Source organism: Streptomyces sp. NPDC030991, assembly GCF_055571235.1.
Genome location: NZ_JBVIFR010000023.1, coordinates 65,985 through 85,638, shown reverse-complemented (window position 1 = coordinate 85,638; position 19,654 = coordinate 65,985). Strand labels below are relative to the sequence as shown.

18 protein-coding genes and 1 pseudogene are annotated in these 19,654 nt (G+C 72.5%); 11 read left to right on the top strand and 8 right to left on the bottom strand.

The window, feature by feature from the left end; translation table 11 throughout:
• Complete coding sequence (locus ACZ45E_RS32755) at positions 1–582, top strand: HAD domain-containing protein (protein WP_468227864.1); 582 nt, start codon at positions 1–3, stop codon at positions 580–582.
• A gap of 56 nt (positions 583–638) precedes the next feature.
• Here the strand turns inward: ACZ45E_RS32755 and ACZ45E_RS32750 are convergent.
• The 7 genes and pseudogenes from ACZ45E_RS32750 to ACZ45E_RS32720 form a co-directional block, all read right to left on the bottom strand.
• Positions 639–952 (bottom strand): annotated as a pseudogene (locus ACZ45E_RS32750) (relaxase/mobilization nuclease domain-containing protein); the annotation flags it as partial.
• A gap of 146 nt (positions 953–1,098) precedes the next feature.
• Positions 1,099–1,815, bottom strand: coding sequence for a GAF and ANTAR domain-containing protein (locus ACZ45E_RS32745; protein ID WP_468227987.1), 717 nt, complete (start codon positions 1,813–1,815; stop codon positions 1,099–1,101).
• A gap of 18 nt (positions 1,816–1,833) precedes the next feature.
• Positions 1,834–2,682 (bottom strand): GAF and ANTAR domain-containing protein, encoded by an 849-nt coding sequence (locus ACZ45E_RS32740; RefSeq protein WP_468227862.1) that lies wholly within the window; start codon positions 2,680–2,682, stop codon positions 1,834–1,836.
• Between the two features lie 23 nt (positions 2,683–2,705).
• Positions 2,706–4,574 (bottom strand): CheR family methyltransferase, encoded by a 1,869-nt coding sequence (locus ACZ45E_RS32735; protein ID WP_468227859.1) that lies wholly within the window; start codon positions 4,572–4,574, stop codon positions 2,706–2,708.
• A gap of 11 nt (positions 4,575–4,585) precedes the next feature.
• Positions 4,586–5,203: a chemotaxis protein CheB gene (locus tag ACZ45E_RS32730; protein WP_468227856.1), complete on the bottom strand. Its 618-nt coding sequence runs from the start codon at positions 5,201–5,203 to the stop codon at positions 4,586–4,588.
• Positions 5,204–5,279: 76 nt separating this feature from the next.
• Positions 5,280–5,777, bottom strand: a complete 498-nt coding sequence (locus ACZ45E_RS32725; protein ID WP_468227853.1) for a hypothetical protein — start codon at positions 5,775–5,777, stop codon at positions 5,280–5,282.
• Positions 5,778–6,073: 296 nt separating this feature from the next.
• A complete protein-coding gene (locus ACZ45E_RS32720) occupies positions 6,074–6,352 on the bottom strand; it encodes a hypothetical protein (protein ID WP_468227849.1) in 279 nt (92 codons plus the stop codon).
• A gap of 134 nt (positions 6,353–6,486) precedes the next feature.
• Between ACZ45E_RS32720 and ACZ45E_RS32715 the strand changes: the two genes are divergently transcribed.
• The 6 genes from ACZ45E_RS32715 to ACZ45E_RS32690 all read left to right on the top strand — a co-directional run bounded on the left by ACZ45E_RS32715 (position 6,487) and on the right by ACZ45E_RS32690 (position 12,543).
• Positions 6,487–6,849, top strand: coding sequence for an arsenate reductase family protein (locus ACZ45E_RS32715; RefSeq protein ID WP_468227847.1), 363 nt, complete (start codon positions 6,487–6,489; stop codon positions 6,847–6,849).
• A gap of 155 nt (positions 6,850–7,004) precedes the next feature.
• Positions 7,005–8,054, top strand: coding sequence for a glutamine synthetase (glnII, locus tag ACZ45E_RS32710; RefSeq protein ID WP_468227844.1), 1,050 nt, complete (start codon positions 7,005–7,007; stop codon positions 8,052–8,054).
• Between the two features lie 301 nt (positions 8,055–8,355).
• Positions 8,356–8,973: a winged helix-turn-helix domain-containing protein gene (locus tag ACZ45E_RS32705; RefSeq protein WP_468227842.1), complete on the top strand. Its 618-nt coding sequence runs from the start codon at positions 8,356–8,358 to the stop codon at positions 8,971–8,973.
• Positions 8,974–9,095: 122 nt separating this feature from the next.
• Positions 9,096–10,361, top strand: coding sequence for a sensor histidine kinase (locus tag ACZ45E_RS32700; protein WP_468227839.1), 1,266 nt, complete (start codon positions 9,096–9,098; stop codon positions 10,359–10,361).
• Positions 10,346–11,011, top strand: a complete 666-nt coding sequence (locus tag ACZ45E_RS32695; protein WP_468227836.1) for a response regulator transcription factor — start codon at positions 10,346–10,348, stop codon at positions 11,009–11,011. Before ACZ45E_RS32700 ends, ACZ45E_RS32695 begins: the two co-directional genes overlap by 16 nt.
• Before the next feature lie 50 nt (positions 11,012–11,061).
• On the top strand, positions 11,062–12,543 hold the full coding sequence (locus ACZ45E_RS32690) for a DUF1996 domain-containing protein (protein WP_468227835.1): 1,482 nt from the start codon (positions 11,062–11,064) through the stop codon (positions 12,541–12,543).
• A gap of 34 nt (positions 12,544–12,577) precedes the next feature.
• On the opposite strand, the gene ACZ45E_RS32685 is transcribed toward ACZ45E_RS32690, so the two are convergent.
• Complete coding sequence (locus ACZ45E_RS32685) at positions 12,578–13,015, bottom strand: hypothetical protein (protein WP_468227833.1); 438 nt, start codon at positions 13,013–13,015, stop codon at positions 12,578–12,580.
• Positions 13,016–13,144: 129 nt separating this feature from the next.
• Between ACZ45E_RS32685 and ACZ45E_RS32680 the strand changes: the two genes are divergently transcribed.
• From ACZ45E_RS32680 to ACZ45E_RS32665, 4 genes are all read left to right on the top strand, one after another.
• Positions 13,145–16,264 (top strand): alpha-N-acetylglucosaminidase, encoded by a 3,120-nt coding sequence (locus ACZ45E_RS32680; protein ID WP_468227830.1) that lies wholly within the window; start codon positions 13,145–13,147, stop codon positions 16,262–16,264.
• A gap of 50 nt (positions 16,265–16,314) precedes the next feature.
• Positions 16,315–17,121, top strand: a complete 807-nt coding sequence (locus tag ACZ45E_RS32675) for a tyrosine-protein phosphatase (RefSeq protein WP_468227827.1) — start codon at positions 16,315–16,317, stop codon at positions 17,119–17,121.
• 17 nt (positions 17,122–17,138) lie between these two features.
• Positions 17,139–17,645, top strand: coding sequence for a tetratricopeptide repeat protein (locus tag ACZ45E_RS32670; RefSeq protein WP_468227825.1), 507 nt, complete (start codon positions 17,139–17,141; stop codon positions 17,643–17,645).
• Between the two features lie 73 nt (positions 17,646–17,718).
• Positions 17,719–19,644, top strand: coding sequence for a hypothetical protein (locus ACZ45E_RS32665; protein WP_468227822.1), 1,926 nt, complete (start codon positions 17,719–17,721; stop codon positions 19,642–19,644).
• Positions 19,645–19,654: the final 10 nt, after the last annotated feature.

Genomic DNA, 19,654 nt, shown 5'->3' with positions numbered 1-19,654 from the left:
ATGAACGTGCCCTACCTACTGCTGGACATCGACGGTGTCCTCATACCTTTCCCCCAAGGCGACGGCAGCATCCCGGCCACGCACGTTCGCCACGAGGTCGTACCGGACGGCCGGACTCCAGAGGATCCAGTCACCGTCTGGCTCAACCCGGCGCACGGGCCAATGCTCACCACCATGTTCCGGAGTGTTCCGCTCGCCCCGGTCTGGTGCACGAGCTGGCGCCGCGACGCCACCACGCTGGTCGGCCCGCTCCTCGGCCTCCCGGCCCTCACGTATGTCGATCTCCCGCGCCCCCAGATCACGACGTCCCATCCCAACGGCTACCTCTGGAAGCGCGACTACGTCGACACGTGGCTCGGCGACGAACCCGCGGTCTGGATCGATGACGACTTCACCGCGCTCGACCACGAGTGGGCCGTGCAGCGCAACGCTGCGGGCTTCCCCACTCTGCTCGTACAGCCGGACGCCCATCTGGGGCTGCAACCCGAGCACCTCACTCAGGTCACAGCGTGGGCGAGAAGGTTGAGCGGAGATATCGCATTGCCCATGCCGGTGGCCTCGCCTGGACGCGAAGTCCCGTAGGCATGGCGCGGAACCTGCCGGGGCCTCGCGACTCGCAGGCACCATGGCGCTTGCAGCTACCGGTGCCGACGACGTTCGTCGTGCGTCGGGCTCATCGTCGGAGCCGAAGGCTGGACAGCGGGAGCGCCGCTGCCGGGCTCAAGAAGGTGCTGGGCTGTCGCGCTGCCCGCGCTCGCCTGTTGGGTTGTGCGGTGATGCGCCAATTGAGGACCTCGGCTGGGCGTTCGGCTGTGTCGAGTTCCCGGCTGGTGGCCACTTCGGCGAGGAGAACGCGGGGTGTATGGCTGGCGGGTTCGGCGCGGGCAAGGGTGGTGGCCAGGGCGGGCCAGGCGGCGCCGGTGAGGATGCGGCCGGCGTGGCCAGGCATGGCCACGCTTCGACATCCAGAAAGTCCGCAGCTCAGAGCCGCCGCAAGGCGCTCTGCGCCGCGCACAGGCCGTGGGCCGTGTCCTTCCCCGTCGAGGAGGAGGGCACGGCCCACGGTCGTTCGGTGTAGCGGGGGGGGGGAGCAGACGGCTAGGAGTCGAGCGGGACCGGGCGTCCCTCCACGATGTCCTGGGCCACGATCGCGACCTTGCGTTGGTGGGAGCGGGCGTAGCGGCGCAGGCGGGTGAAGGCCTCGTCGAGGGGGATGCTGTGCTGGGCGGCGAGGATGCCCTTGGCCTGTTCCACGACGACCCGGCTGGACAGGGCGTGCTCCAACTGGCCTGCCAGGACCCGGCTTTCGGTCACCTCGCGCTGGAGCGAGAGCGTGTGCGCGGCGGCGTCGGCGAAGGAGCGGGCGAGCGTCAGGGCCCTCTCGTCGAGGCGGTGGCCGGGGGCGCTCAGCAGGACGAGGGCGCCGGCCGGGCCGTCCTTGGCGGGCAGCGGCAGCGCGGTGACTCTGGCGTGGCCGAGGGACGCGGCGCGGGCGGCCCAGCGTGGCCAGCGGGCGCGGGTGGGCCCGGTGCTGACGTCCACCTCGATGAGGGCGCAGCCCGTCGTACTGACATCGTGGCCGGGGCCTTCCCCCCAGGCGGCGGCGTCGGCGGCGAGGGCGCGCATGGCCGGGTCGGTGCCGTCGGTCTGGACGGCCGCGCCGCTGGGCGCGTACTGCACTATCGCCCCCGGCGCGTCGAAGAGCCGTCGACCGCCCTCCACCAGTGTGGCGAGCAAGGTCTGCGTGTCGAGCGGGTCCCGGGCTGCCGCCCCCGCCAGCTCGGCGAAGACCGCGGCGAGTTCCTGCTCGTGCATCGTCACGGTGGAAGCCTCTCAGCCGAGTTTCAGTTGTCCGTGGACGATATCCCGGGCGATGTCCCCGATGGGACGGCCGTCGGCGAACGACCGGGCCTTCACCAGTTCCAGCGCATCGGCGACCCGGCAGCCCGCCTGGATGGCGACCATCCCCGCCGCCTGGTGGACCACAGCCCGGTAGTCGATGCCACCGAACAGGCCGGGTACCGCGTCCTGGCCGATCAACACACTCCGTGTCAACGCATCCGCGATCTGGGCGAACAATCTCGTGGACGCCGTGTCGGAGGGCGGGTCGAAGACCGCGAGAGCGCCGATGCACTCACCGGGCACCTCGAGCGGTACCGCCACCACCTGGCCGATGCCGAGGGCTCTGACGGCCGGGCCGTAACCCGGCCAGCGGGAGACCAGGGTGGCGCCCGACACCTCGACCGGGCCACGATCGCGCACCGCGTCCCGCGCCGGGCCCTCACCGAGCATGAACTCCAGGTCCTGTGCGGTGCACGAGGACAGGTCGGACGAGGCGGTGGCGACCTGGTTGCGCTCGACGTCGACGAGGGTGACGGCGACACTCCTCGTGCCGCACGCCTCGGCGACGCCCGTCATGAAGAGGGGCGGCGGCCCGCCGTCCCGCACCCACTGGCCGGCCCGGCGGGCGTGGGACTCCAGCAGCTCGGCGGCGACCCGGTGGCGGGAGGCGGTGGTGTGGTGGAGTTGAGCGAGGCGCAGGTACAGTCCGTCGACCGCACCCTCCGCCAGCGACTCGTAGCGCCGCGCGAGCACCAGGGCACGGTCGGCGCGCTCGCGTGCCTGGGCCGCGCGCTGCCAGGCAAGCGCGGCCTGCGTCGGCGTACCGGCCCTGGGCTCCATGGCTCCACCCTACGCCCGCCGGGTCAGACCGTACCGGCGCTTCGGTCTTCTTCCATCAGCAGGACGACACCGCCGCGGTGGCCGTCGAACGGGCTGCACTGCACGGCGCAGCCGAAGCCGCGGCCCAGCCGGTTGACCGCGCCGATCTCCACGGGCGCGGCACGCTTGCCGGACTTGACGCACTCCTCGACGACCACGCGCAGCCGCCGGGTGGGCAGGCCGAAATCCAGGCCGAAGAAGGGCTCGTCGAGCACTTCGTCCTGGCGCAGGCCCCACAGGTCGATCGCGCCCCGGTTCCAGCTCTTGACGTTGAGGTTCTTGTCGAGGACGACGACGGCGGCCGCGATCGAGGTGAGGACGCCCTCCAGGAAGGCGCGGGTCTCGTCCAGCTCCTCGGTGCGGACGCGCATCTCCTCGTTCATGGTCTCCAGTTCCTCGCTGCCGGACTGGAGTTCCTCGTTCGTGGTCTCCAACTCCTCGTTCGTGGACTGGAGCTCCTCGTTCGTCGTCTCCAACTCCTCGATGGAGGACTGGAGCTCCTCGTTCGTCGTCTCCAACTCTTCGTTGGTGGACTGGAGTTCCTCGTACGCCGTCTCCAGGTCCTCGCGTACGCGCTTGACCTCGGCCTTGAGCTGGGTGGCGACGGTGACGTCGGTGAACGTGATGCTGGTCGCGGTCGGCTGGCCGCCCGTGCCGGCCAGCGGCTGGACCGTGATGTCGAAGACCTGGACGTCCTCGCCGACCCTGCGCTCCGCGCCGTTGACCCGCAGGGGGCGGCGTTCGTGGCTGGCCTGGTCGATCAGGGAGCGCAGTTCGACCGGGCGGTAGGAGATCTCCAGGTCCTGGAAGGGACGGCCGATGTCGTTGTTGCTCAGGCCGAACTGGGTACGGGCGTGGTGGTTGATGAGGACGAGGACGCCGTCGGTGTCCACGGCGAGGGCGGCGCCGGGGGCCGCGTCGAGGACCAGATCGCGCAGTTGACGGCTACGGGCCACACTCTGCATATCCCCTCCGAAACCGGGGCGCAGCTTGGGCGGGGCCGGCTGATGGGGCATCGTCGCGCCGCCGGGGCGGCGGCGGAAGATGCGCTGGCGCACATTGACGACGTCGAACCGGTCGGCGTCGTTGAGCAGCATTTCGGCCTTGCCGAGGAAGAGGAAGCCGTCCTCGCGCAGCGCGAAGTGGAACCGGTCGACGATCTGGGTCTGCGCCTCGACGTTGAAGTACATCAGCGCGTTGCGGCAGACCAGCAGGTCGAGGTGGGAGATGGGGGCGTCGCGGGTGATGTCGTGCCGGCCGAAGATGACGCGGCGGCGCAGGTCGGAGCGGAAGCAGAACTGGGAGCCACTCGGCTCGAAGTACTTGTCGCGCAGCTCGGCCGCGAGCGGCTCCAGGGTCCTGGCCGGGTAGAGGCCCGAGCGGGCCTCGCGCAGCGCCTCCTCGTCGACGTCGGTACCGTAGATCTTGACCCGGGTGAGGGCTTCCTCCAGGCCGAGCGCCTCCGCGAACATGATGGCCAGCGAGTACGCCTCCTCGCCGCTGGAGCAGCCGGCGCTCCACACCCGGATCTCGTCCTTGGGGCCGAGCCGGTCGAGGAGTTCGGGGACCACCTCGCGTTGCAGGAACGTCCAGGCGTCGGCGTCGCGGAAGAGGGAGGTGACGTTGATGAGGATGGTGTTGAAGAGGGCGCTGAACTCTTCGGAGTTCGCCTCCAGCTGGTCGCGGTAGTCGGCGTACGAGTCGGTGCCGACGTCGGCCATCCGCTTGCGGATGCGGCGGCCGAGCGAGGAGCGCTTGTATCCGGTGAAGTCGAACCCGCGGGCGTCTCTCAGGAAGCCGAGAAGGTCCTCCAGCTCCTCGTCCGTGTCGGTCTCGCGGGGCGCCTCGCTCATTTCCTGCGTACCTACTGCCTCTTGAACTCGACGAGTCCGCGGATCGCCGCGGGGATTTCCTCCAGAGGTAGCACGAAGTCCACTGCTCCCGTACCCAGTGCCGCCTCCGGCATGCCTCGGAACTCCGCGCTCTGCGGATCCTGTGCGATCACGGTACCGCCCCGGGCCTGTACCGCCTCGACGCCCAGGGCGCCGTCGCTGCCCGTGCCGGTGAGGACGACGGCGACGGCGCGCGGCCCGTACACCTCCGCGACGGACTCGAAGAGCAGGTCGGCGGCGGGCCGCAGGAAGTGGACGCGGTCGTCGAGGGAGAGGGTCAGGGTGCCGTCGGGGCCGACGAGGAGGTGCCGGTCGGGGGGCGCGAGGTAGACGGTGCCGGCCCGGGCCGTCTCGTCCTGCTCGGCGAGTTTCACGGTGAGGCCGGTACGGCGGCCCAGGATGTCGGCGAGGACGGTGTGGTGGTGGGGGTCCAGGTGCTGCACGACGAGGAGCGGCACGGGCAGCCCGGCGTCGAGCCCGGCGACCAGGGTGACCAGCCCGCGGATGCCGCCGGCGGACGCGGCGACGGCGACCACGTCGACACGGTCTCCGACGGCGTACGGGGCGGCTTCGGGCTGCTGAATCGGCACATCTTCGAGGGTAGTCCCTGGAAGCCGTCCCACGGGGGGCGCCGACGATACGGGCCACCGGCCGGGGGCGCCCGGGTCAGTGGCGCAGCGCTCGCAGGACGTCCGCGCCGATGTCGCCGTCGAGCGAGCGGTGGCTGCGGGCCGTCGCCTTCTTCGAGGAGCCCGCCCCGACGTCGTCGACATTGAGCGCGACCGTGTCGAGGCGGTTGCCACCGCTGTCCTTGAAGGCGACCAGGACGAGGTACGACTTGGTGGACGAGCCCTTGTTGGTGACGGTGACCGGCACGGTGGTCCGGTCGCCGTCCTCGGCCGCGGCGCCGAGTTTCACGTCGCCCTTGGCCTCGGTCCCCTTCTTGAACTCGTCGACCTTCTTCTGCGCCTCGGCCGTCGCGGACGACAGCACTCCGGCCGCCTTGGACGCGGCGTCGGACGGACCGTCGTCGCTGTCGGAGCAGCCCGCCGCGCCGGCCGCCAGGGCCACCACCAGCAGGGCCGCGCCCGTACCCCGGAGAACCGGTACGCGCCGTGCGCCCCGGCCACCCCGTACGCCTCGTACGCCTCGTACGTCCGCCATCACGGGCTCCTTCGTTCGACCGCTGTCGCGCCGGTCGCCCCAGTCAACGGTGCCCCCGCGAGGAGCCGCATGCCAAGCACGGCAAACAGGTGACCAAGCGCCTGTCTTCGAATTCCCTCCCCCCGCCTCCGCGGAGGCGGCCCGGCTTTCGTCCTGGCTCGCCCCGACGCGGGGCACGCCGCGGTTCCGTACGCCGCCGGAGAAGGAACGCGCGGGCTGAACCGGAGGGAGCGGGGTCGTGGGGCTCCGGCCGCCCCGTGACCCCGCTCATCGAGCGCCGGAAGGGTTCGCTCCGGTCAGCGGCAGTACCGCATCAGCGTCCGCACCATGTGACACGTCGTGTCCGACGGCGGGTGGATGCCGATGAGTTCGGCCATCGAGCGGATCCTCTTGTTGTGGGCCTGGTTCGGCAGGTAGACGCCCGAGTCGAGCAGGGCTATCGCCAGGCGCATGGCCTTGAGTCGTCGGTTGTGGGTGATGTACCACTCGCGGGGTCGCCCCGCGGGGAGCGGCCTCTTGGCGAGTGGTGCGTACGGCAGATCCATCAGCATCGGTGCGGCAGCCGGCACAGGCATCCTCCTGTCGCGAATCGAAAGCCCCCGAAGCTCTCGAACACTGCTTCTATTCTACTGCGGCCCACTGACAAAAGCCGCTGGCCAGGCCCTACTTGAGGGGTGCCACGGGAGTCGCCTCGCGTACCGTTGGCACCATGGAGATCTGGATCAACCCGGCCTGTTCGAAGTGCCGCGGCGCGCTCACCCTGCTCGACGCGGAGGGCGCCGCGTACACGGTGCGCCGCTACCTGGAGGACGTGCCGTCCCCGGACGAGATCCGCGCCGTGCTCGGCCGGCTCGGCCTGGAGCCGTGGGACATCACCCGCACCCAGGAGGCCGACGCGAAGGAGCTCGGCGTCGCGTCCTGGGCGCGCGACGCGCAGGGCCGGGAGCGGTGGATCGAGGCGCTGGCCGCGCACCCGAGGCTGATCCAGCGCCCGATCATCACCGCCGACGACGGCACGGCCGTGGTGGGCCGCAGCGAGGAGGCGGTACGGGACGCGCTGGGTCGCGGCTAGCCTCGGCCGGCCTGCCGCATCGCATACGGGTTCACCGGCCCCGTCCGGCGCTGCGCGTCGGCGGTAACACGGGGTTCACAGCCGGGCAACGGGCGGGACATCCCCCGTTGACATGCTGCCCGGCAGATAGAGACCCGTGACTGAGGATGTGGCCCGTGACGTTCAAGGCTGAGTACATCTGGATCGACGGCACCGAGCCGACGGCCAAGCTCCGTTCGAAGACGAAGATAATCGCGGGCTCTCCCGCTTCGTCGGGGGCCCTGGACACGCTGCCGATCTGGGGCTTCGACGGGTCGTCCACGAACCAGGCCGAGGGCCACGCCTCGGACCGCGTGCTCAAGCCGGTCGCCGTGTACCCGGACCCGATCCGCGGCGGTGACGACGTGCTCGTCATGTGCGAGGTCCTGAACATCGACATGACGCCCCACGAGTCGAACACGCGGGCCGCGCTCGTCGAGGTCGAGGAGCGGTTCGGCGCGCAGGAGCCGATCTTCGGCATCGAGCAGGAGTACACCTTCTTCGAGGGCGACCGCCCGCTCGGCTTCCCGGTCGGCGGCTTCCCCGCCGCGCAGGGCGGCTACTACTGCGGTGTCGGCACGGACGAGATCCACGGCCGTGACGTCGTCGAGGCGCACCTGGACAACTGCCTCAAGGCGGGCCTCGGCATCTCCGGCATCAACGCCGAGGTCATGCCGGGCCAGTGGGAGTTCCAGGTCGGCCCGCTCGCCCCGCTGGAGGTCTCCGACCAGCTGTGGGTGGCGCGCTGGCTGCTGTACCGCACCGCCGAGGACTTCAAGATCTCCGCGACCCTCGATCCGAAGCCGGTCAAGGGCGACTGGAACGGCGCCGGAGCGCACACGAACTTCTCGACGAAGACGATGCGCGAAGGCCCCGAGGGCTACGCCGCCATCATCACCGCCGCCGAGTCGCTCGGCGAGGGCTCCAAGCCGATGGACCACGTCAAGCACTACGGCGCCGGCATCGACGACCGGCTGACGGGCCTGCACGAGACGGCCCCGTGGAACGAGTACTCGTACGGCGTCTCGGACCGCGGCGCCTCCGTGCGGATCCCGTGGCAGGTCGAGAAGGACGGCAAGGGGTACATCGAGGACCGCCGCCCGAACGCCAACGTCGACCCGTACGTCGTCACGCGGCTCCTCGTCGACACCTGCTGCTCCGCCCTGGAGAAGGCCGGCCAGGTCTGATTCCGGCCATGTCGGACCTCCGGGCGCCCGCGTCTTGTGCGGGCGCCCTCTCCTTCGCCTTCCGCATCTGCTTCAATATGGGCATGGCCAGCTTCCAGAACACCACCGCGCGGGGTCGTCGTCATGACCTCGAGCCGTTCTGGCCCTCCCGCCAGCACCACGACTTCGACCGGGTGTGTTGCCGCGCGACGCATGCGCAGGCCCTCTAACGCCGGTACTCGAAGATCGAGTTGCGGCCTTCGGTCCGCGCGCACGACGTACGTCCTTCCTCAGACGGCTCTCGCGCGAAAGTTGACCTCCCATGGCTGACGTCCGCCCCCTTTCCACTCTTCGCACCGCCCCCTCCCCCGCCCGCACCCGGCTGCGCGCCGTCGACCGGGACGAGGTGGCCCCCACCGCCTCCCTCGTCCCCGGCGGCCCCCTCCTCGACGTGGCGGACTTCCTGCCGCCCGGCGCCACCCTGCTGCCCGCGCCGCCGCACACCCTGCCCACGCTGCCGGGCCGCCCGCCGATGATCGGCTACCTGGTGCTCGTCCCGGCCGACCAGCAGCCGCTGCTGCCCGCCGCGCCCGGCCCCGCCGAGGCTGCCGGGCCCGCCGGGCGCACGGCCGGGCCGGAGGTGGCCGACGCGCTCATCCGGATCGACGACGCACAGCGCACCGCGCGCGTGCAGGGGCGCCAACTCGACCTCACCTACCTGGAGTTCGAGCTGCTCGCCCATCTCGTCGCGCATCCGCACCGGGTGCACACCCGCGACCAGCTCGTCACCACGGTGTGGGGGTACGGGCACGTCGGCGACGGCCGCACTGTCGACGTCCACATCGCCCGGCTGCGCCGCAAGCTCGGCGCCGAGCACCGCCGGACGATCCAGACGGTGCGCCGCGTCGGCTACAAGTACGCGCCGCCCGCCGCCCGCTGAACCCCGCCCCCGCCGGGGGTGTACCCAGTGCCACCCCGGCCCGGGTGCCCGTCCCACTGACCCGGCCACCGCCGGCGGCCACACTGTGAGGTGTACGGCTGACGGGACGGACGGAGCAGACGATGGGTGCGAGGGCGCGGAGTGCCGTGTCGGCGGGGCTGCGCGGGCTCTGGGTGGCCACGGCCGGGTTCGCCGGGTCCCTCACCCTGTTCCTGCTGTCGGTGTTGTCGATCGTGTTCGTGGTGGCCGGGATCGGCGCCGTGACCACGCCCTGGGTCCTCGGGCTCGTACGGCACTGGGCGAACTGGCGGCGGGCCGTCGCCGCGGAGTGGTGCGCCGTGCGCATCCCGGCCACGTACCGGCCGCTCCCGGACGATCCGCGCGGCGGGGTCGTCGGGCAGGTCGAGCGGTGCCGGCTGCTCCTCTCGGACCCGGCGACCTGGCGGGACCTGCGGTGGCTGCTCGTCGACATGACGGCCGGGTTCGTCACCGCCCTGCTGCCGGCGGCGCTGATTTTCTACCCGGTCGAGGGGTACGCCCTCGCGGCCGGGCTGTGGCGGGTCTTCACGGACGGCACGTACGTCGGCTGGTGGTACGGGTTCGTGCCGGTCGGCGGCCAGGGGACGGCCCTGCTCGCCGCGCTCCTCGGCACGGCGCTGCTCGTCACCGGCCTGTTCGTCGCGCCCGCGCTGCTGCGGGTCCACTTCCTGCTGACCCGGTACGTGCTCGCGCCCGCCGCCGGTGAACTGGAGCAGCGCGTACGGGTGTTGACCGAGACGCGGCGGGACGCCGTGGACACCTCGGCGGCCGAGCTGCGGCGCATCGAGCGCGATCTGCACGACGGGGCGCAGGCCCGGCTGGTCGCGGTCGGCATGGACCTCGGCACGGTCGAGGCGCTGATGGAGAAGAACCCGGCGAAGGCCAGGGAGCTGCTCGCGCAGGCCCGGCAGTCGTCCGCGGAGGCGCTGACCGAGCTGCGGGACCTGGTGCGCGGGATCCATCCGCCGGTGCTCGCCGAGCGCGGACTCGGTGACGCGGTACGGGCGTTGGCGCTGCGGCTGCCGGTGCGGGCGGAGGTGGAGGTGGAGACGGCAGGGCGGGCCGACGCCCCGGTCGAGTCGGCCGCGTACTTCGCCGTCAGCGAGGCCCTCACCAACGCCGTGAAGCACGCGGGAGCGGACCGGATCTGGGTCGACATCGCGCACACCGACGGTTACCTGCGGATCGCCGTCACCGACAACGGCGGGGGCGGCGCGGTGCTCGCGGCCGGCGGCGGGCTGAGCGGGATCGAGCGCAGGCTCGGTACATTCGACGGTGTCCTCGCCGTCAGCTCCCCCGTCGGCGGTCCGACCATGGTCACCATGGAGATCCCTTGCGTGTTGTCCTAGCCGAAGACCTGTTCCTGCTGCGGGACGGTCTGGTGCGGATGCTCGAGGCGTACGACTTCGAGATCGCCGCCGCCGTCGAGAGCGGCCCCGAACTCACCAAGGCGCTCGCGGAGTTGAACCCGGACGTCGCCGTGGTCGACGTACGGCTGCCGCCGTCGCACACCGACGAGGGGTTGCAGTGCGCGCTGGCGGCGCGGCGGGAGCGGCCCGGGCTTCCGGTGCTCGTGCTCTCCCAGCACGTGGAGCAGTTGTACGCGCGTGAGCTGCTCGCCGACGGCACCGGCGGGGTCGGATATCTGCTGAAGGACCGGGTGTTCGACGCGGACCAGTTCATCGACGCGGTGCGGCGGGTGGCCGGGGGCGGGACCGCGATGGATCCGCAGGTGATTCAGCAGCTGCTGTCGCGGCGGGCCGCGGACGCGCCGCTCGGCGGGCTCACCCCGCGGGAACTGGACGTGCTGGAGCTGATGGCGCAGGGCCGGTCGAACGCGGCGATCGCGGGGCAGTTGGTCGTCACCGAACGGGCCATCGCCAAACACACGTCCAATATCTTCGCCAAACTGGGACTGCCTGTTTCCGACGACGACAATCGGCGGGTGCTGGCGGTACTCGCCTATCTGGACCAGGGACCGGATCAAGGCCGCCGATAAATCTGGGCAGTCGACTGAACACGGCCGCCTCCCGTTGCGTACGTAGTCCCATGGGACGCACCTCACGGAAACGGCGCTCTTCGCTGGCGACGCGGATGACCGTCGCGTCGGCCGCACTGCTCCTGGGCGGAGGTGGGCTGGTCGCGGTCAACGTGTACGCGTCGGCCCATGAGGACCCGGGGCAGGCAGCGGGCAGCGGGACGCGGCAGCAAGGACAACAGCAACAGCAACAAGTGGCCACCATCGACTGTCCGGACGTCGGCAACGCGCTGCCCGACGTCCCCGACGGCGCGCGCGGCCGGGTCGACGGCGAACTGGCCGCGCTGGACAGCCAGATCACGGCGGCCTATCAGCGGCTCGCCTCGACCCGGGACGCCGCGGCCCAGGACCCGGACTTCGTGCAGAACAGCATCCTGGGCCCGCTGAAGGACAAGCGCGGCGCGGTGCTCGGCCGCATCGGGCAGGACATCCGGCGCTCCGGCGGCACCCCGCCGGGGCAGCTCGACCAGATGGCGGCCTGCACCGGGCGCTCGCCGGAGCAGCCCCGGCAGCCGGCGCCGCAACCGTCGCGGCAGCCCGGCGGCCCGGCCTCCCCGGGCGGGAGCCCGGCCCCGTCGCAGCCGTCCGGGAGCACCGGCGGAGGCAACGGCCCCGACGCGAGCGACTTCGTCGACATCACCTCGGTCCAGCCCAACGTCGTGGCGGCCCGCAACCGGCGCGCGGCCTCGCGCGGCACCTTCACGACGGCCTGCGGACGCAACGAGAACGGCAAATTCAATCCGGACAATGTCATCGTCGCGCCCGGTGTGAGCAATGGCGCTCACCATATGCACGACTACGTGGGGAATCAGGCGACGGACGCTTTCTCCAGCGACGACGATCTCGCGAACGGACGGACCAGCTGCCGCAATCAGGGGGACAGGTCGACCTATTACTGGCCGGTCCTCAGGCTGCAGAACGGAAAGGCCGGGGCGGACGCGGGCGCGGACGGCGGTGGAAAGGACCAGAACGTCGGCGAGATCCAGACGCCTTCCTCCGTGACCTTGACATTCGACGGGAATCCGACCAGCAAGGTCGTGGCGATGCCGCGCTTCCTGCGGATCATCACGGGCGACGCGAAGGCCTTCACCAACGGTGACGCGAACGCCAACGCCTCGTGGAGCTGCACCGGGTTCGAGAACCGGCAGCTGAAGGAGAAGTACCCGATCTGCCCGCGCGGTTCGAAGGTCGTGCGCACCTTCCGCTTCCAGAGCTGCTGGGACGGGGTGAACGCCGACAGCGCCAACCACCGTACGCACGTCGCCTTCGAGGACCCGCGCACCGGCGCCTGCCCGGGCGGTTTCAAGGCGATCCCGCAGCTGGTGCAGCGCATCGTCTACAGCGTGCCGCCGGGGCCGGGATTCGCGGTCGACTCCTTCCCCGAGCAGCTGCACAAGCCGGGCACCGACCACGGTGACTTCATCAACGTCTTCGACGACAGGCTGATGCGGCGCGTGGCGAGCTGCGTCAACCGGGGCGACCGCTGCACCTGACCGGCCGCCCCCTCGGAGCCGCTGCGTGGCCTGCTCAATGGTGACCGTCGTGCCCGGAGCGGGCACTCTCCCCGCCCCCACCACCACTACTCCCCGAGTGGTGCGAGGAGGCCCGCTCCACGGTCCCGCCGAGCCGGCCGCGCAGCTGTGTCACGACGCGCTCCGCGCCGACCACGACCCATTTGCGGCCGACGAGGTAGGTGCCGCCGTAGTCGTCGGCCGCGTCCAGCCACTCGGCCTGGCCGCGGTCGGTGGCGAAGGTGGCGAGGATGTAACGCCGCTCGCCCTCGCCGCAGTGGGCCTGGCGCAGTTCGGCCGCGTCGGTCCTGATGTCGGGCCGGCAGCCCGCCGTGCGCGCCAGCTGCTCCAGCGAGCCGCGCGCCGTCCGGGGGGTCTTCGGCCCCTCGTCGTGCCCGCCGCACCCGGTCACGGCCGCGACCACCAGGGCACCTGCCACCAGCAACTTCCTCATCCCGCACTCCTGTCCCACAAGACTCCGGTACGCCGACACGTTCCCGCCAGCTCCGTACGCACCGTTGAGCGTGGACCTGCGCCCCGGTTACCGTGCGCCGCACCATCCGCGACGCTGGGGGTTACAGACATGTCCGCGCCAACGCGACGCACGGTTCTGGGCACAGCAGGCGCCATCGGGCTCGGCACGGCCCTGGGGGTGGGCGTGCCGGCCGCTCAGGCGGCGCCGCACGCACTTGATACGGCTCCGGCCCTCGCCGCGCTCAAAAGGCAACTGCCGCACCACGCGGACCAGTTCAGACTCAGACTGGTGCCCGCGCAGGGCGGCGCGGACCGATTCCGGGTGTCCGGGACACGAGGCCGCGTCGAGGTGTACGGAACGACCCCGGCGGTGCTGCTCGCCGGGGTCCACTGGTATCTGAAGTACGTCTGCCGGGCGCACATCGCCTGGAACGGCAGCCAGCTGGACCTGCCGCGCACCCTCCCGGCGCCCGGCCGCCCCCTGGAGCGGTCGACGGCCCTGCCGCACCGGTTCGCGCTGAACGACACCAACGACGGCTACACCGCGCCGTTCGCCGGCTGGGCGTACTGGGAGCGCATGATCGACGTGCTCGCGCTGCACGGCTGCAACGAGGTGCTCGTCATCGCGGGCATGGAAGCCGTGTACCACCGGCTCCTCAAGGACTTCGGGTACAGCGACGAGGAGTCGCGGGCCTGGCTCCCGGCCCCCTCGCACCAGCCGTGGTGGCTGCTCCAGAACCTCTCCGGGTACGGCGGCCCGCTCTCCCCCGAACTCATCGCCGAGCGCGCCGAGTTGGGCCGGAAGATCACCGACCGGCTGCGGGAGCTCGGGATGCGGCCCGTCATGCCCGGCTACTACGGCCATGTGCCCAAGGGGTTCGTCGGGCGCAACGGCGGCGACGCGCACGTCGTGCCGCAGGGCGTCTGGCACGGCTTCGAGCGCCCCGACTGGCTCGACCCGCGCACGACGTCGTTCGCGAAGGTCGCCGAGGCGTTCTACGGGCACCAGAAGGACCTCTTCGGCGAGATCGACGCCTTCAAGATGGACCTGCTGCACGAGGGCGGCACCGCCGGTGACGTGCCCGTCCCGGACGCGGCCCGCGGCGTGGAGAGCGCGTTGCAGAAGAACCGGCCGGGAGCCACCTGGGTCATCCTCGGCTGGGAGGCGAACCCGCTGCCCGAGCTGCTCGACGCCATCGACAAGAAGAAGATGCTGATCGTCGACGGGGTCTCCGACCGGTTCACCTCCGTCACCGACCGCGAGAAGGACTGGGGCGGCACCCCGTACGCGTTCGGCACGATCCCCAACTTCGGCGGGCGCACGACGATCGGGGCCCGCGCCCACATCTGGAACGAGAAGTTCTTCGCCTGGCGCGACAAGCCGGGCAGCGCGCTCACCGGCACCGCCTACATGCCGGAGGGCACCGACCGCGACCCGGCCGCCTTCGAGCTGTGGTCCGAACTCGCCTGGACCGACCGCAGACCGGACCGGGCCGCGTGGTTCGCCGGGTACGCCGATCTCCGGTACGGCCGCCGCGACAGGGACGCCCGCAGCGCCTGGCGGGCCCTGCACGAGACGGCGTACCAGCAGCACGCCGTGGAGCGCTCCGACCCGCACGACTCGCTCTTTGCCGCCCGCCCGGACCTCGCGGCCGACCGCGCCGCCTACTACGCGCCGCGCGCCCTCACCTACGACCCGGGCCGCTTCGACGCGGCGTTCTCCGGGCTCCTGGGCGTGGCCAAGGACCTGCGGGGCAGCCAGGCCTACAAGTACGACCTCGTCGACGTGGCCCGGCAGGCGCTCGCGCACCGCAGCCGCCAGTTGCTGCCCCAGCTCAAGGCCGCGTACGCCGACAAGGACCAGGCCCGCTTCAAGGACCTCGCCACGCTGTGGCTGAAGCTGATGCGCCTGTCGGACGACGTCACGGGCACGCACGGCGCGTTCCTGCTCGGCCCGTGGATCCAGGACGCCAGGACGATGGCGACCAGCGAGGCCGAGCGCGCCGAGTTCGAGCGCTGCGCCAAGGTCCTCATCACCGTGTGGGGCGACCGGGCCACCTCCGACCCGGGCAACCTGCACGAGTACGGCAACCGTGAGTGGCACGGCCTGATGGCCGACTTCTACCTCCCGCGCTGGCAGAAGTGGCTCGACGAACTCCAGGACGCGCTCGCGGCCGGACGGACGCCCGTGCCGGTCGACTGGTTCGCGTTCGAGGAGCCGTGGACGCGGGAGCGCAAGGACTACCCGCTGCGGCCGTACGGGGACGCGTACCGGACGGCCGCGCGGGTGCGGGACGTGCTCGCGCGCGCCCCCTACCAGGGCGCCGTGACGGTCACGGCGGAGCCGCCCGCGTTCCCGCCGGGCGGCCACGCGCGCGTGGCCGCCACCTTCCACAACGTCAACGGCCTGCGGGCGACCGGCCGCGTCGACTTCACCCTGAAGGGCATCGACGCCACGCCCGAGCACGGCACGTCGCTGCCCCGGGTGGCCCCAGCAGGCGAGGGCACGGTGTCCTGGCTGGCGAGCGCGCCGGAGACCCCGCTCGACACGCCACTGCGCCCGCTGCCGTACACGGTCGAGGTCCGGTACGGGCCGCAGGGCGAGCCGCGGGTCACGTACGAGCACAAGGGCACGCTGTTCGAGGCGGGGCCGCTGGACGCGGGCTGGAAGACATACAGCAACAACGCGGCGGTCTTCGGACAGCTGGGCGACCGGTTCGCCGTCGACGGTGGCGGCGCCGACCTGTGGAAGGGGACGACGGAGTTCGGCACGGCGTACCGCGAGGGCGCCTTCACGGACGGCTCGTCGGCGGTGCTGCGGGTGGACACGCAGGCGGTGACGGGCGCCTGGGCGCGGGCGGGCATCATCGTCCGCAACTCCCTGGCCACACCCGGCTCGCCGGGCTTCCTCAACCTGTCCGTGACGCCGTCCAACGGTGTCGTGCTCTCCTACGACACGAACGGCGACGGCACGCTCGACACCTACCAGCGGATCACCGGCGTCAAGGCGCCGGTGCTGCTGCGGCTGACCCGCGCGGGCGGTTCGTACACCGGCGCCTGCTCCACGGACGGCGGGACCACCTGGCGGACCGTCGCGACCGTGCCCGTGCCGGGGGCGGCGGCCACCCAGGACGTGGGCCTCTTCATGACCGCGACGAACGGCGGGAACGGGGCGCGCGGCACCGTCGAATTCAGTGGCTGGCAGCTCACGCCGGCGCCGGGGGCGTAGGAGACTGGGCGGGACCCATCGCGTCGAACGGAACAACGGGAGTCCCGCCCATGGCCGAACCCATCGCAGCCGCCACCGTCGCCAACCTCCGCGACCTGGGTGGCACCCCGCTGGCCGGCGGCCGCCGGGTGCGCCCGGGGCTCGTCCTGCGCTCCGGGCAGCTGGACCGGCTCGACCCGACGGCGGACCCGAGGTTCGCGGCGCTCGGCATCCGCACGATCCTGGATCTGCGCACCGACGCCGAGCGTGCCGAGCACCCGGACAAGGCCCCGGACGGGGTGCGCCTGCTGACGGCCGACGCGCTCGCCGACAAGCTGGCGCAGGCCGGGGTCGCCCCGGCGGCGGCCCAGCTGAAGGAGATCCTCACCGATCCGGAGCGCGCGGAGCGGGAGCTGGGCGGCGGCAAGGCGCAGGCCCGGTTCGCGGACACCTACCGGGCGCTGGTCTCCACCGGCTCGGCGCAGGCCGCCTACCGCACGCTGCTGCTCGAACTGGCGGCGCCGGACGCGGGCCCGCTGCTGTTCCACTGCACCGCGGGCAAGGACCGCACGGGCTGGGGCGCGACCGTGCTCCTCTCGCTGCTCGGCGCGGACGACGCCACGATCGAGGCCGAGTACCTGTCGGTGAACGCGGCGGTGCGCGCGGCGTTCGCCCCGCTCGTCCAGGGCTTCACGGCGCAGGGCGGCGACCCGGACGTGGCGCTCGCGGTGATCGGCGTCACGCCCGCGTACCTGCGGGCGGCCCAGGACGAGGTGGCGGCCAGGTACGGAGACATGGAGACGTACGTCCGTGAGGGGCTGTCGGTGCCGGACGAGACGGTGTCGGCGCTCAGAAAGCGGTTGACGTCCACCGGCTGATCTTCGAGTGTGGCCCGATGAGCACTGAGAGCGACGCGTGGGAAGAGCGGATCGCCGCCGCGTGGGCCACGATCGACGACTATGACGAAGAGAGGTCCGGGGAGTTCCGGGCCCTCATCGACGAGCTGGCCGCGGAGTTGCCCGCCGACAGCCCCGTGGGCGCCTTCGAGCGGGCCGGTGCCTTCGACTCCACCGGCCACTCGGACAAGGCGGTACCGCTCTACCAGGAGGCGCTGCGGCTCGGCCTCTCCGGGTACCGCGGACGCCGCGCGAGGATCCAACTGGCCAGTTCCCTGCGGAACGTGGGGCGGCCCGAGGAGGGCGTGGCGCTTCTGGAGCCCGAATTGACGGCGCCGAGCGACGAGTTGGACGACGCCGTGCGGGCCTGCCTCGCGCTGTGCCTGTCGTCCCTCGGCCGTGACCGGGAGGGCCTGTCCCTGGTCCTGGAGGCGCTGGCCCCGCATCTGCCGCGGTACCAGCGGTCGATGGCCCGCTACGCGCGGGCCCTGGTGCAGCCCGGCTGAGAGCCTGTCTTCGAACCCCCGTCGCGGGCGGGCACCGCGGTGACCATCGCACGATTCGCTCGTTCTGCTGAACGTGCAGTCAAAGGTGCAGCAACCCAGTCCCCCGCCCGCCGGCGGCGCCGACGTCATCGACGTGGAGCAGGCCGAGGCAGCCCTGGTCGAGCACTATCCCCGCCTCGTCCGCCTCGCCTACCTGGTCCTGCCGCCCGGCCTGGGGCGCAACCGCCGCGTGCTGAGCGCCCACTCCCTCGCCCAGCGGGCGCTCCCGCGCGGCCGGACGGCGACCGCGCCGCCGAGCCTCCCCGCCCAGCGCGGCACCGCACCGCGCACCGGTGACCCGGGCTACGCCTATGTACGCCTGCGGGTGTTGCGCAGCGCCCTCGACGCGGGGCTCCCGCTGCGCCGCGCGGCCTGGCCCAGGCGGGCCCAGCTGCCGCCGCTGCTGCCGCAGGTGTGGGGCCTGCGCCTGTTCCCCAAGTCCGGCGGCGCCGACGAACTCGCCCTGGACCAGCGGCTGTCGGCGCTCAGCGGACCGGCCCGCGCCGCGTACGTGCTGCGCGGCCTGGAGCACCTCGACGGCGCCGCCGTCCGCACCGTGCTGACCGCGGCGGGCTGCACCGCCGAGGACGCGGCCACCGCGCTGAGCCAGGCGGACGCGGTCGAGGGCGGGTTCGCCCTGCTGGAGTCCCCCGAGTTCGACCCGTGCTCCCTGCACGCGCGGCCCACCGATCTGATGCGCCGCCGCCAGCACGCCAAGGCGGCGCTCGCGGCCCTCGCGGCGCTCCTGGTCTGCGGCGCGCTGCTCGGTCTGCCCGGTGAGGGGTGGAGCCCGGACGGCGCGGCGGCGCCCCCGTACGCCAGGAACCCCGCGGGCCAAGCAGCTCTGGATCCGGCCAGGTTGACGCGGGTGGCGCCCGGGGCGTGGCAGACGTCGGCCCGCACCGACTTCTCCGTGTGGCCCGCGCGCGGCGCCCTCGCCGGTGACTCGGCACTGCTGCGCCGCGCCCTCGCCGTGTGGGCGCGGCCCGGCGAGAGCGTCCAGGTCTCGGCGACCCCCGGCACCCCGGCCGGCGCCCCGCCGGGACCCGCGCAGCTGCTCTACGCGGGCGAGGTCGACCGGGCCCGCGTCGTGCTGTTCTACGACGGCCTGCGCATCGTCCGCTATGCCGAGCCGGAGCGGGGCACGAACGGCGCCGCCCTCGACTTCGCCCGGGTCGACGGGGCGGACGCCCCGCAGGCGGCCGCCGTCGTCGTCGACCGCACCGACGGCAACGTCCGCTATCTGACGGCTCCCTGGGTGACCGGCGCCGCGGTCCGTGATCTGCTGGAGCGAGGCGGCGAGGCCCAGCGCCTGCCGCGTACGAAGGACGGTGTGACCTCCCCCTTCCCCAGCCCGGCCGTCACCCCCACCGACCGGCCCTGCACCGGGTGGAACGCGCTGGCCCTCACCGACGCGGCGGGCACCCGGTACGCCACCGACCTCGGCGAACTCGTGCCCGCGCACCTCACGTCCGGCTCTCCGGACGCGCCGCACGAGGCCGGGCCCGCGGACTGGGCGGCGACAGCCTGCTCCCTCGCCGCGGCCCGCTCGCACGGGGTGCGCTCCGTCAACTCCTGGGCGTACGCCCGGCAGTCGCTGCCCGAGGGGAACGGGACGGCCGAATGGGTGTGCACCCGCGCCGAGACCTGGCGGGGCGGCGGCCCCCGTACGCTGGCGCTGTTCCGGGCGCCGGGCGCGGGCGCGGCGGTCCTCGCGGCCAAGTCGGAGGGCTCCGCGGCGTGCGGCGGGCGGGCCCCCGTGGTCCTGGCCGGGGTGCGCTGGAAGTCCCGTGCGGGGAACTGGTACCTGATCGCCGGCGGCAGCAAACAGGTCGGCTCCGTCACCGCGGCCGGCTCCACCGCCACGGGGAACATGCTGGCCGCGCGGGTCGCACGGGGCGCGCAGGTGACGCTGACCGGCGCCACCACGGGCGGCGCCAAGGTGTCGCCTCTGCGGTAGGCAGCACCCA

Coding starts and splice junctions, on each gene's coding strand:
- ACZ45E_RS32700 (WP_468227839.1), top strand. CDS start 9,096: ATGGGTGCGAGGGCGCGGAGTGCCGTGTCGGCGGGGCTGCGCGGGCTC.
- ACZ45E_RS32690 (WP_468227835.1), top strand. CDS start 11,062: ATGGGACGCACCTCACGGAAACGGCGCTCTTCGCTGGCGACGCGGATG.
- ACZ45E_RS32670 (WP_468227825.1), top strand. CDS start 17,139: ATGAGCACTGAGAGCGACGCGTGGGAAGAGCGGATCGCCGCCGCGTGG.
- ACZ45E_RS32755 (WP_468227864.1), top strand. CDS start 1: ATGAACGTGCCCTACCTACTGCTGGACATCGACGGTGTCCTCATACCT.
- ACZ45E_RS32705 (WP_468227842.1), top strand. CDS start 8,356: ATGGCTGACGTCCGCCCCCTTTCCACTCTTCGCACCGCCCCCTCCCCC.
- ACZ45E_RS32735 (WP_468227859.1), bottom strand. CDS start 4,574: ATGAGCGAGGCGCCCCGCGAGACCGACACGGACGAGGAGCTGGAGGAC.
- ACZ45E_RS32725 (WP_468227853.1), bottom strand. CDS start 5,777: ATGGCGGACGTACGAGGCGTACGAGGCGTACGGGGTGGCCGGGGCGCA.
- ACZ45E_RS32680 (WP_468227830.1), top strand. CDS start 13,145: ATGTCCGCGCCAACGCGACGCACGGTTCTGGGCACAGCAGGCGCCATC.
- ACZ45E_RS32745 (WP_468227987.1), bottom strand. CDS start 1,815: ATGCACGAGCAGGAACTCGCCGCGGTCTTCGCCGAGCTGGCGGGGGCG.
- ACZ45E_RS32720 (WP_468227849.1), bottom strand. CDS start 6,352: ATGCCTGTGCCGGCTGCCGCACCGATGCTGATGGATCTGCCGTACGCA.
- ACZ45E_RS32675 (WP_468227827.1), top strand. CDS start 16,315: ATGGCCGAACCCATCGCAGCCGCCACCGTCGCCAACCTCCGCGACCTG.
- ACZ45E_RS32685 (WP_468227833.1), bottom strand. CDS start 13,015: ATGAGGAAGTTGCTGGTGGCAGGTGCCCTGGTGGTCGCGGCCGTGACC.
- ACZ45E_RS32715 (WP_468227847.1), top strand. CDS start 6,487: ATGGAGATCTGGATCAACCCGGCCTGTTCGAAGTGCCGCGGCGCGCTC.
- ACZ45E_RS32740 (WP_468227862.1), bottom strand. CDS start 2,682: ATGGAGCCCAGGGCCGGTACGCCGACGCAGGCCGCGCTTGCCTGGCAG.